The organism is Streptomyces sp. URMC 126 (assembly GCF_051386555.1).
In the GTDB taxonomy this organism is placed as follows: Bacteria; Actinomycetota; Actinomycetes; order Streptomycetales; family Streptomycetaceae; genus Streptomyces.
In genome coordinates, this window is record NZ_JBPQTX010000238.1 from 1 (window position 1) to 10931 (window position 10931).

11 protein-coding genes are annotated in these 10931 nt (G+C 73.3%); 4 read left to right on the forward strand and 7 right to left on the reverse strand.

All coding sequences use genetic code 11. The features are described from left to right. Positions 1–38: 38 nt before the first annotated feature. Together ACSNOK_RS24420 and ACSNOK_RS24425 are read right to left on the reverse strand one after the other, a co-directional pair. On the reverse strand, positions 39–770 hold the full coding sequence (locus ACSNOK_RS24420) for a bifunctional DNA primase/polymerase (RefSeq protein ID WP_436782908.1): 732 nt from the start codon (positions 768–770) through the stop codon (positions 39–41). A 155-nt stretch (positions 771–925) separates the two neighbouring features. Continuing rightward, positions 926–1531, reverse strand: coding sequence for a TetR/AcrR family transcriptional regulator (locus ACSNOK_RS24425; RefSeq protein ID WP_436782909.1), 606 nt, complete (start codon positions 1529–1531; stop codon positions 926–928). Positions 1532–1674: 143 nt separating this feature from the next. Between ACSNOK_RS24425 and ACSNOK_RS24430 the strand changes: the two genes are divergently transcribed. Both ACSNOK_RS24430 and ddaH read left to right on the forward strand, forming a co-directional pair. Beyond that, on the forward strand, positions 1675–1851 hold the full coding sequence (locus ACSNOK_RS24430; RefSeq protein WP_436782910.1) for a DUF6243 family protein: 177 nt from the start codon (positions 1675–1677) through the stop codon (positions 1849–1851). A 113-nt stretch (positions 1852–1964) separates the two neighbouring features. Next, on the forward strand, positions 1965–2789 hold the full coding sequence (ddaH, locus tag ACSNOK_RS24435; RefSeq protein ID WP_436782911.1) for a dimethylargininase: 825 nt from the start codon (positions 1965–1967) through the stop codon (positions 2787–2789). Between the two features lie 181 nt (positions 2790–2970). Here the strand turns inward: ddaH and ACSNOK_RS24440 are convergent, their stop codons facing one another. From ACSNOK_RS24440 to ACSNOK_RS24460, 5 genes are all read right to left on the reverse strand, one after another. Further along, entirely contained in the window at positions 2971–3264 is a 294-nt protein-coding gene (locus ACSNOK_RS24440) for a hypothetical protein (protein ID WP_436782912.1), read from the reverse strand. A 12-nt stretch (positions 3265–3276) separates the two neighbouring features. Next, complete coding sequence (locus tag ACSNOK_RS24445) at positions 3277–3756, reverse strand: hypothetical protein (RefSeq protein WP_436782913.1); 480 nt, start codon at positions 3754–3756, stop codon at positions 3277–3279. 254 nt (positions 3757–4010) lie between these two features. After that, positions 4011–5654 carry a TROVE domain-containing protein gene (locus ACSNOK_RS24450; protein WP_436782914.1) on the reverse strand — a complete coding sequence of 548 codons (1644 nt, stop codon included), beginning with the start codon at positions 5652–5654 and terminating at the stop codon, positions 4011–4013. Between the two features lie 453 nt (positions 5655–6107). Then, a complete protein-coding gene (locus tag ACSNOK_RS24455) occupies positions 6108–7154 on the reverse strand; it encodes a small ribosomal subunit Rsm22 family protein (RefSeq protein WP_436782915.1) in 1047 nt (348 codons plus the stop codon). A gap of 490 nt (positions 7155–7644) precedes the next feature. Continuing rightward, a complete protein-coding gene (locus ACSNOK_RS24460) occupies positions 7645–9057 on the reverse strand; it encodes a multidrug effflux MFS transporter (protein ID WP_436782916.1) in 1413 nt (470 codons plus the stop codon). A 190-nt stretch (positions 9058–9247) separates the two neighbouring features. Here ACSNOK_RS24460 and ACSNOK_RS24465 point away from each other — a divergent pair, with 190 nt between their 5' ends. Continuing rightward, positions 9248–9892: a hypothetical protein gene (locus ACSNOK_RS24465; RefSeq protein WP_436782917.1), complete on the forward strand. Its 645-nt coding sequence runs from the start codon at positions 9248–9250 to the stop codon at positions 9890–9892. A gap of 167 nt (positions 9893–10059) precedes the next feature. Beyond that, positions 10060–10509: a hypothetical protein gene (locus ACSNOK_RS24470; protein ID WP_436782918.1), complete on the forward strand. Its 450-nt coding sequence runs from the start codon at positions 10060–10062 to the stop codon at positions 10507–10509. The last annotated feature ends 422 nt before the right edge of the window (positions 10510–10931 follow it).

Sequence of the window (10931 nt, forward strand, 5' to 3'; positions counted from 1 at the left end):
ACCACCCACCACCCACCACCCACCCGTAAGCGCGGAGCTCAGCGGCCGATCGGCCAGGCCGCGTGGTGCTCGTGGTCCGGGCGGTCTCCCGCGTACTGGGCGCACGCGTCCGTCAGGGTCTCCAGCAGCGTCAGCGGGTCGGGCAGCGGCCGCTCCGGGCCGAGCAGCCACGCCACGTACGCGTCGTCGCCGGGCAGCCGGGACGGCGGCAGGAGGACGTAGCTGCCGCGGCAGTGCCAGCGCAGCCCGGGGTGTTCGTCGAGGGTCTCGGGGTGGCAGTCGAGCTCACAGGGCCACCACTCGTCCTCGTCGTCCGGGGTGCCGCGGGTGGCGGTGAAGAAGAGCATGCGGTCGGGGGCGACGGTGGCCACCGGGCCCACCTCGATGCCGGCGGCCGTGAGCCGGTCCAGCGCCTTGCGGCCGGCCTCGGCGGGGACGTCCAGGACGTCGTGGGCCATGCCGGTGGCGGTGACGAAGTTGGCCTCGGGCTGGGCCCGCAGCCATTTGGCGACCTTCTCCGGGTCGGTGGTGGCGAGGGTCTGCCAGGCGAAGGAGACCGGATGTCGTCCCGGGGTGGGACAGCCGATGCGTTCGCACGAACACCCGTAACCGGAAGGGTGGGCGGCCGGGGCCAGGGGGAACCCCGCGGCGGCCGCGGCCAGGAGCAGTTCCTCGCGGGCGGCGCCGGTGGCCGCCCCCGCACCCGTATCGCCGCCCGCTCCGCTCCTGGGGCGGCGCAGCCACTGGGAGAATCTGCTCTTGCGTTCCATCTATCCCCTCACTTCGACCGCGGTCTCCGCTCAATGCTGCCACCATCCCGCGCCCGGCGTGACCGTCGGGCGCATCCGGGGGTGTGACACGGGCCGCTCCCGCGGCGGGCGGGAGCGCCGGGCCGACGAGGACCGGGCCGGCCGCCCGGGCGGGTTCAGCGGGGGGTGAGTCCGCGCAGGGTGATCTCGACGACGGTGTCGGCGTAGGCGTGGGTGAGGGGCTGGGTCCGCAGCATCCAGCGGTGGGCGAGCGGGCCGACGAGCAGTTCCAGGGCGATGCGCGGGTCGACGTCCGGGTCGACCTGCCCGGCCTCCTGGGCGGCGCGCAGCCGGTTGACGTACAGCTGGAGCTGTGGTTCGAGTACCGCCCTGGTGAACTGGGCGCAGAGGTCGGGGTTGACGACGCTCTCGGCGGCGAGGGCGCGGGAAGGGGCGTCGTAGCGCGGACTGTTGAGTTCGTCGACGGTGGCGCGGAGGACGAGTTTGAGGTCGGCTTCCAGGTCGCCCGTGTCGGGAAGTTCGGTCTGCCCGTCGGCGGCCTCCTCGCCGAGGGCGACGAAGGCGTCCAGGAGGACGGCGGCCTTGGAGGGCCACCAGCGGTAGATCGTCTGCTTGCCGACGCCGGCCCGGGCGGCGATGGCCTCGATGGTGAGCCGCTGGTAGCCGGTCTCGCCGGTGAGTTCGAGGGCGGCTTCCAGGATCGCGCGACGGGAACGCTCGCTGCGGCGGTTGGCGTCGGGCGGGGTCTTGGTAGTGGCCATGAACGCCAGGGTAGCGGCAAGTGAGGCGAGACGTATCGTCTCGTTAAGGGTTGACGGAGCGGGGCGCGGCGTGGCGTAATAACGGGGTCGCAAGACGATACGTCTCGTTTCGACGAACTGGAAGACCGACGAAAGGAGCCCCCATGACCCGGGGAAACGGCAGGCTGCTCGGCGTGGGCGGAACCCACAGCAACCTCTCGCGCAAGGCGCTGCGCGGCACCTCGTCCGGCGGGCCCGGCCGGGGCACCGACCCCCTCGCGGCGAAACGGGAACTGCTGCGCGCGTTGCGGGAAGGACGGGGCGGTACCACCGGGGCGTGACGGGCCGTGCGTAAACCACCCGTACAGTTCATGCGCGAACGCCGCCCAGCGTGGACGATTTGGGCACGTACGCTCGTCGCGTACGTGCCCAACACCACCGTGAGGAGCGCGACTTGCGTACCGCAGCACCACGGGCGGCGAGTCCCCGCCGTTATCTGATGTGCCCGCCCGCCCACTTCAAGGTCACCTACTCGATCAACCCGTGGATGGACCCGGCCAAGCCGGTCGATCTGCCGCTCGCCCTCACGCAGTGGGAAACCCTCCGCGACCGCTACCGCGCCCTCGGCCACACCGTGGAGGAGCTCGAACCCCGCCCGGAGCTGCCCGACATGGTGTACGCCGCGAACGGCGCCACCGTCGTCGACGGCCGCGTCCTCGGCGCCCGCTTCGCCCACCCGCAGCGCGAGGCCGAGGCGGCGGTGCACGTGGAGTGGTTCCGGTCGCACGGCTACTCCGTCGTCCGCGAACCCGAGCACATCAACGAGGGCGAGGGCGACTTCGCCGTCACCGACTCCTGGCTGCTCGCCGGCCGGGGCTTCCGCAGCAGCCCCCTCTCGCACCCCGAGGCACAGGAGTTCTTCGGCCGCCCCGTCATCGGCCTGGACCTGATCGACCCCCGCTACTACCACCTCGACACGGCCCTGTGCGTCCTCGACGCGGCCACCGACGAGATCATGTACTACCCCGGCGCCTTCTCCCCCGGCAGCCGGGCCGTCCTGGAACGCCTCTTCCCCGACGCCCTGATCGCCACCGAGGAGGACGCGGCGGCCCTCGGCCTCAACGCGGTCAGCGACGGCCGCCACGTCCTCCTCCCCCAGGCGGCCGTCGGCCTCTTCACCCCCCTGCGGGAGCGCGGCTTCGAGCCGATCGGCATGGACCTGGGCGAACTGCTGAAGGGCGGCGGCAGCGTGAAGTGCTGCACGCAGGAACTGCGGTGACAACGCCGGGCGGGCCGACGCCCCCCGTTCGCGGGGGCTACGGCCCGCCCGGCGGGGCGGCGTGACGGCCGACGGGGCGGCGTGACGGCCGGCGGTGCCACGGCCGGCCTGGAAGCCCGGGCTCCGGAAGAGGTATTCCGGTACGGAGGCCGGGTTCGGCCACTTCCGAGCGCCGGACGCCCTACTCCCCTCCCCTTCCCTCCTCCCGGCCGCTGCGGCCGTGCGTACCGGTGAGCTCGACGATCAGCCGGATGACGGAAACGATGGCCCCCGGCACCGCGAAGGCCACCCCCTCTCGGAAGGGGACGTCATAGCGACGTTCGAGCAGCCACGGCATCACCGGAAAGGCCAGGAGATGCAGAGGACACACGACAAGCCCCCAGCGCCGGCTACCGGGCGCGATCAGTGCCGGCAGCGCCCAGACCGCGGCCACGACGAACCAGTACAGGAGCACCGCGAGGAGGACCCAGATCATCGCCGGCGACCCTTAATGGCTGAACTCGGGATCCGCCGCGAGCTTCGGATCCAGGCAGAAGTGCCCGGTAGCGGGATTGACGTCCGCCCCGGAGATTACGGTGATCGCCCAGGGGTTGCCTCCGTGACCACTGCCCGTCAGGCAGTCCGTGTACGGGAGGCTCTTCGGATCCACATCGATGCCGATGAGGCGGCTGAAGCTGACGAAGTTCCCTCGGTACACCGGCGCCGCACTGTGCGACGGGGCTCCTTCCAGCGTGATCGCCTCCCCATGGTGGTAGAGGTACTGATCCGGCATGTAGCTCGACCGGAACAGCGGACGGTTCCCGCTCACCTTGCGGACTGTACCGTCCATGCACGCCCGGAAGTTCAGCTCTTGCCGGGTAGGAGCAGCCCGGTTGGACAACGATCCGGTGAACCCGGGCTTGAAGAAGGCGTTGTAGATCTCCCCTGCGACATCACCGGCCGCATTCGGGACGCCGGCCTTGTGCACTCTGTCGTTCCAGTCGGCTGCCGCATCGGTTGGGGAGGTAGGCGGTGCCGTCGGGTTCCTCGCGAGTCGGTAGGCGTCGGAGTTTCAGCAGGCGGGCCGGATGGCCGAGGCCATTCCCGGGGACTCCAGTGCCTCGAAGGAACAAGCCGCGAAGCCCAGCACCTTCTCCTGGTACGGCCGGCCTGGTTGAGGCGGCGCCCCAGCGGTCACGGCTCGAAGTCCTGTAGCCGCGCCGGCTCACGGCCAGGGCGAGTTCAGATCCCGGCCGCCGCCGGGGCCGGGTCGGTGGTCCACGGCCAAGTCGCCGCGTCACCCGCCTCGATGAGGCCGACCATTCGGAAGGCGGCGTCCGTGAGGCCGCCGAAGGTGTGGCGGTTGGGGGCGGTGGGGCCGTGGGCGGGCTGGTAGCCCGCCAGGTTCCATGTGTAGACCGGGATGGTGGCGGGGATCGGGTCGGCCGGGTGGCCGGAGCCGTAGGGGCCGTAAGGGTTGTCAGGGCCGGCGGTCTGCTCGTCGGTGACGATCAGGACGCGGTCGTGCCCCCGGTAGTGATCCCGCACCGCCTTCGCGGTATGGGTGCCGCCCAGGCTGTGGAACCGTTTCAGCACCTCCAGCACGGGCTCGCCCCGCTCGAACGGCACCCTCCTGCTCGTCCAGCCGAACTCCACCAGGTCCGCCTGTTCCGAGCGCAGGGCGAGGGCGGTGCCGAACACCGCCGCCGCGTCCGCCCGGGTCAGCGTGGACCGTTCGGAGACGGTGTCCCAGAACATGGAGTCGGACCGGTCCACCAGGATCAGCGTCCGGCCGGGCAGCGACGGGACGTTGGCCAGGGAGTGGCCCAGCGCCCGCTCCAGCGCCTCCGACCAGCGCGACGACGGCGCCTGGCGGTGGGCGGCCAGGTAGCGGAAGGGGAACTGCCGGGACCTGGCCACCTCGGCGGCGTCCGACAGCCGCGCGGCGACCCCGGCCGCGACCTCGTCCGAGACCCCCGCCTCGTCGAAGTTGCGCAGGTTCCGCAGGAGCGCCATCGGCCCCATCGAGGGGATCACGGCCTCCCAGACGGCGGCGTCCAGCGGGCCCTGGAGCCAGCCCGCCAGGGACTCCCACGTCATGCCCGCGGCGGCGAGCCGCTCACTGCCGCCCGGCCCGGTCACCACCGCCCGCCGCTCCCCCACCGCCGTCTCCATCAGCGCCCGGTGGGCGGTCAGCAGCCGGTCGGAGGACGGCGGAACCGCCCGCTCCGGGTGGTGGCGACGGTCCAGGGCGTACCGGAAGAGGGCGCCCTGCCAGGGCTTGTCCGGGTCGGGCGAGGCGTGCACCAGGTTGAGGACGTCGCCGAAGCGGAAGTTCTTGGACGAGGTGTCGTACTTGAGCAGGGACCGGGACGTGTACAGCCGGCGCACACCGTCGGCGATGCCCCGCTTCACGGGCTGCGGCACCGTCCGCCCGTACGCCGAGACCCAGTGGGCGAGCAGCTCGCCGGGCTCGTCGGCGCGCCGGAGCACCGAGTCGATCACGGACCGGTTGGACGGGCCGTCGGTCGCCCCGGCTTCGAGACGCGCCCGCACGTACGCGGCGGCGCCGACCAGGGACGCCGTACGCATGTTGCCCTCGCCGCGCAGCCAGCGCAGCAGCCCGGCCGTCCACGCCGGGTCCTCGATGGCGAGCCGGCGGACGAGGCGGAGGTACCGGTCGTCGCGCTCCTCGCCGCTCTCGTAAAAGGTGCGCTGGGAGACGAAGTTGCCGACCGCGAGGAGGAAGAGCTCCTCCCGGGGCTCCCGGACGAAGGCCGGGCCGCCCGCGTAGGTGCGCGGTGGGCCGGGAACCGCGGGCCGGTGCGCGGACCACGGCCGGAGCGTCGAGCGTGCGGCCGCCGCTATGTGCGGGGCCACGAGCATCTCGGACCACAGCTTGGAGACGCGTGGGGTGTGACGAGGCAGCGAATCCCCCCGGATTCGAAGGACGGAACGGCCCCTGCCGACTGGCTTGAGGGGCGGAGGCGTAGGCGCCCGCGCCTGCCGAGATCCAAAGAGGCGGCGGCGTCACTTGATTGTCAGAAGGAAGTAGCCGCAGCCGAGCGCATCGGAGGCGCGGTCGCGGGGCCCAAGGTACAGGGGCCAGCAGGGCGCGCACCAGCGAATATGTGCGGGCCCTGCTGCCGCGCGGGGGGCGGGGGTGGTGGCGCCCGGCAGGGCCGGGCTCGGCGCTCCGTCGCCGGGGGCGGCTCCGTCGGGGTCGGCCCATTGGCCCCGCCGGGATCAGCCCCACCGGCCCTTCCCACCCGGAGCGGTCCGGCGGGACCGGCGCCCGGCCTGTCGGCCGGAGGCCGGCGCCGATCACGGCCGGAGAGGTCAGGCCCCGTCCTCCGGCGGCCACGCGTCGCCCCAGTCCGCGTCGCGCGCGGAGCGGTAGAGGTCGCCGTGGCGCTTGGTCACCGTCTCGCGGCGCAGGCCCTCGTCCCGGGTGCACAGTTCCAGGAGCACCTGCCCCTTGCGGATCTGCGGACGGCGTACGACGCGGGCCCGTGCGCCGGCAAGGCCGTCCGGGCCCGCCGGGGCGTCGTCCGGGCCGCCGGTCCTGACCGCCGCGACGTACGAGAACTTCTCGTCCTCGTACGCCAGCGAGCCGCCCTTGACCTGCCGGTGCAGGGAAGACCGGCTGACGCGGGCGGAGAAGTGGCACCAGTCCGCGCCCGGCTCTATCGGGCAGGCCGCGCTGTGCGGGCAGGGGGCGACGACCTCGAAGCCCGCCGCGATCAGCCGGTCGCGGGCCTCGATCACCCGGCGGTAGCCCTCCGGGGTGCCCGGTTCGACGATCACGGCGGCGCGGGCGCAGGCGGCCTGGTCGACGACGGCCCGGCGGGCGTCGTCGGTGAGTTCGCCGAGGACGTAGGAGACGGTGACGAGGTCGGTGCCGTCGGGGACGGCCGGGCCGCCGCCGATGACCTGCCGCTGCCAGCGCGCGGCGCGCAGCGCGGGCGCGGCGGCGGTGCCGGCGAGTTCGGCGCCGAGGGCGAGGGCGGGTTCCGCCCAGTCCAGGACGGTGGTCGCCCGCTGCTCCTCCTCCGGCCAGGCCGCCGCGACGGCCCAGGTGGCGGCGCCCGTACCGCCGCCGAGGTCGACGTGGGAGGCGGGCGACCAGTCGGGCAGCCGGTCCCGGAACGCCTCCAGCGCGTGCCGGACGGCCTCGAAGGTCGCGGGCATGCGGTAGGCGGCGTAGGCGGCGACGTCGGAACGGTCGCGCAGGACCGGCGCGTCGGTCGGGGTCCGCCCCCGGTAGTTGGCGATCAGCCGCTCGACGGCCCGGGCGGCCTGCCGGGGCGGCAGACCGTCGAGCAGTCCGGCGAGCGCGGCGCGGAGGTTCTCGCCGGTCGGCGGCGTGTTCTCGGGGGCGTGCATTGGGTGGATTTTACGGGGTGGGCGGTGGCCGGACGCCGCTTCCCCGCGCCCACGGGCGGTGTGGTGGCCGGCGCGGGCCACGCCGCCCCTGCTGTCGTCGCTCGGCGCGGCTCGCGCGGCCGACCGGGGGGTCCGGAAGCAGCCGGGGGGACGGCCGGCCGGGAAGCGGCGGGAGGCGGCCGGGGGCCGGCCGGGGAGCGAGCAGCGAGGAGCGGCGGCTTCGCGGAGTTTCCGGAGTGCCGCCGCTGCAGGAGTGCCGCCGCTGCCGATGAGGGCGCTGTTCCCCGGCCGGCGACGCCGCCCCCGAGGGCCGTCCCGCCGAGGAGACGTCGCCCCGCGCACGGCACACCCCGCCCGCGCGGCCGGATCGGATGGCACAGAGCGGCCCGGATACCCCGCGGCCCGGTTCACTCCGCGGCTGCGGACCGCTCCGCGGTGCCGTACTACTCCGTCAGAGTCGTACTACTCCACCTACTCCGTCAGCGCCGTTCTACTCCGCGACGGCAGGCTTCTCCGCGGCCCGGGCGCCCGCCGCGCCCGTACCCGCCTCGGAACGCGCGCCCGTCTCACCCGCCGCCGCACTGGCCATGCCCGTCACACCCGCCGCGCCCGTGCCGCCGCGCGGCCGGCACAGCAGCACGAAGCTGAGCACCGCCAGCACGGCGCAGCCGAGCTGGACGGCGGCCATCGGGACGGCCGTGTGCTCGCCGGCGATGCCGACGAGCGGGGAGGCGATGGCACCGAGCAGGTAGGTGGAGGTGCCCAGCAGGGCGGACGCGGAGCCGGCCGCGTTGCCGGAGCGCATCAGCGCCTGGGCGTTGGTGTTGGGCATGGCCAGGCCCATGGCGGCCATCAGGACGAACAGGCCGGCGGCGACCGGGGCCAGGCCCGGCTCGCCGAAGGCGCCCGAGGTCAGCACGAGCAGGGCGGCGGCGGCCAGGGTGATCACGGTGAGGCCCCAGCCGAGGGCCTTGTCCAGGCTGACGCGGCCGACCAGCAGCTTGCCGTTGATCTGCCCGACGAGGACGAGGCCGACGGAGTTGAGGCCGAACAGCAGGCTGAACGTCTGCGGCGAGGCCCCGTAGATGTCCTGGATGACGAAGGGCGACGCCGAGATGTAGGAGAAGAGGGCGGCGAAGGCGAAGCCGCCGGACAGCATGTAGCCGGTGAAGGCGCGGTCGGCGAGCAGACCGCGCATCGCGTGCAGCGTCTCGCCGAGGCCGCCGGGCTGCCGACGGCCGGGCGGCAGGGTCTCGTCCAGGTAGCGGTGGACGAGGAACGTCAGGGCGAGGCCGATGACGGTGAGCACCACGAAGACGCCGCGCCAGTCCGTGAAGCGCAGCAGCTGTCCGCCGATGAGTGGCGCGACGACCGGGGCCACGCCCGAGATCAGCATCAGGGTGGAGAAGAAACGGGCCATGGCCACGCCGTCGTAGAGGTCGCGCACGACGGCGCGCGCGATCACGATGCCCGCCGCGCCGGCCAGGCCCTGGGCCAGGCGGAACGTGATGAGCAGGGGCGCGTTGGGGGCGACCGCGCAGAGCACGGTGGCGATGACGTAGAGCGCCATGCCGGCGAGCAGCGGCCGGCGACGGCCCCACTTGTCGCTCATCGGGCCGACGACGAGCTGTCCCACCGCCATGCCCATGAGGCAGGCGGTGAGGGTGAGCTGCACGGTGGCGGCGGGACTTCGCAGCGAGTCCGTCACCTCGGGGAGCGCCGGCAGGTACATGTCCATGGACAGCGGGGCCACGGCCGTGAGCCCGCCCAGGGCGAGGGTGACGAACAGCCGGTTCCGGCGGCCGGGAGACTTTCCGGCCGGCGCGGATATGTGCTGGTCGGACGGGTCGCCCCCGGGCGCTTCGGCCTCGGCGGAAGCGGGCTCCTTCATGCGTGACTCCATGGCTAGTACAGATATCCGTCCATGGTGTCATGGACGTAACCGGAACCCGTCCCTTACAGGGGCGTGCGGCATGCGGAAGCGCTCCTGCCCATGCGCCTCATACGCCTCCCTGAATGGCCGATTCCGGGAGTAGCGTCCCGTCACGCTCGGCCCAAAGGCACATGCCGGGGCCATACCGAGGGGGACGGATATGAGCGCCGGAGATCCGCCACACCTGCCCGATCCACCGGGGAACCCGTTCTGGCACCGCGTGTGGGCCTACTGGGTCACCGGCGGGCTGGCCGTGGTCCTCGGCGCGCTCCTGCCCGTCCTGCTCCAGGGACACTCCTCGGACGACAAGGCCGACGGGCCCACACCCCCGCCGACGACCGCCGCGGCGGCCGGCCCCTCGACGCCGACCCCCTCCGGCCCGCCGCCGACGCCCTCGACTCCCCCGGCGAGCACCCACCAGCAGGTGACCCCGCCGCCGGACGCGGCGACCCCGACTCCTACTCCTACTCCGACGCCCCCGCGAGTCTCGGCCAGTGTCACGAGCGTCCTCTCCCAGGGGCCGGTGGGCACCGGCCTCACCAAGGTGCAGGTGAACGTCACGCTCAAAGGCCTGAAGGGCAGGACGGCCTCCATCAGGTGGCACACCTACAGCGACCTGACCAAGCAGAGCCTGAGCCTCGACAGCACCGTCCGCTCACCGGTCCTCAACTGGGACGTCACCAACTGGCACCCCACCTTCATCGTCGTCAACCCGTCCGTGCGCTGGCAGATCCAGGTGACGGCCTACGGGCCGGACGAGACCCGGCTCGCGACGAACCACTCCAACTTCACGTTCTCGTCGTGACACGGGGCCCTCTGGCGGGATTTCGTCCCTGAGGGCGCCTCCGGCACACACCTCGGGAAAGAGTTCGATGCACGGTGCAACCGACATCGCTCTTTTCCCGTATTCCCCAGTGAAGCCCCGCCATCGGGTCATCGAGACCCAACGGGTCCATCAGGGAGGAATACGTCATGAACCGTGCCTACCGCTTCGCCATAGCCGGTGCCCTCGCGGCCGGTCTCACCGCCGGAGGCGCCGCCGCCGCTTTCGCCGCTCCGGCTCCCGTACCCGCCCCCGCGCCGACCTCGTCCGCGTCCGCTCCCGCCTCACCCGCCCCCGCCGCCACCCCTGCCGCCACATTCGCGGCCAAGCCCGCGCTCACCGCCCAGGCGAGCGTCGACTCGGTCGCGGCCTGGCAGGAGTTCCGCGTCAGCGGCAAGGCCACCGGCATCAAGGCGGGCACCACGGTCGTCCTCCAGCAGAAGCAGGGCGCCAAGTGGGTCTCCCTCCCGGCCAAGGTCGCCGTCAACAAGAACGCGGCCTACTCCATGCGCGTCAAGCTCGGCATCAAGGGCAAGAACGCCCTCCGGGTGACGGGCGGCGGCGCGGTCTCCGAGCCGGTCTACGTGACGGTGCGCTGAGGACACCGAACGCGTCGCGGCGCCGAAGCGGTCGGGCGTTCCCCCACGCACCGAGGCACCTGGGCGTTCGGCCCCCGGACGTCGAAGCGCCATGACGGCAAGCTCGCCCGAGCACGCGAGACCGTCATGTGCCCGGGACGCCCGGCGCCCTCCGCGCCCGGCACCCTCCACGTCCGGCGCCCTCCACGTCCGGCCCCCGCACCGGCGGCATCGCCGTGCGGGGCCCCGGACGCCGGGGCCGGTCGGAAGAGGCGCACGGGACGCGACGGACCGGGCGCCCGACCGACCGCCGCGGACGCCGGGCGCACGACGACCCCCGGACCGGAATAACCCTCAGCGCGCGCCGGGTTGGGGTGTCCATGACGATCAACGCCGGCACGGCCTCGCTCGCCTCACCCACCCCGCCCACCTCCTCCGGCTCC

Coding starts and splice junctions, on each gene's coding strand:
- ACSNOK_RS24420 (WP_436782908.1), bottom strand. CDS start 770: ATGGAACGCAAGAGCAGATTCTCCCAGTGGCTGCGCCGCCCCAGGAGC.
- ACSNOK_RS24425 (WP_436782909.1), bottom strand. CDS start 1,531: ATGGCCACTACCAAGACCCCGCCCGACGCCAACCGCCGCAGCGAGCGT.
- ACSNOK_RS24430 (WP_436782910.1), top strand. CDS start 1,675: ATGACCCGGGGAAACGGCAGGCTGCTCGGCGTGGGCGGAACCCACAGC.
- ACSNOK_RS24440 (WP_436782912.1), bottom strand. CDS start 3,264: ATGATCTGGGTCCTCCTCGCGGTGCTCCTGTACTGGTTCGTCGTGGCC.
- ACSNOK_RS24450 (WP_436782914.1), bottom strand. CDS start 5,654: ATGCTCGTGGCCCCGCACATAGCGGCGGCCGCACGCTCGACGCTCCGG.
- ACSNOK_RS24455 (WP_436782915.1), bottom strand. CDS start 7,154: ATGCACGCCCCCGAGAACACGCCGCCGACCGGCGAGAACCTCCGCGCC.
- ACSNOK_RS24460 (WP_436782916.1), bottom strand. CDS start 9,057: ATGGAGTCACGCATGAAGGAGCCCGCTTCCGCCGAGGCCGAAGCGCCC.
- ACSNOK_RS24465 (WP_436782917.1), top strand. CDS start 9,248: ATGAGCGCCGGAGATCCGCCACACCTGCCCGATCCACCGGGGAACCCG.
- ACSNOK_RS24470 (WP_436782918.1), top strand. CDS start 10,060: ATGAACCGTGCCTACCGCTTCGCCATAGCCGGTGCCCTCGCGGCCGGT.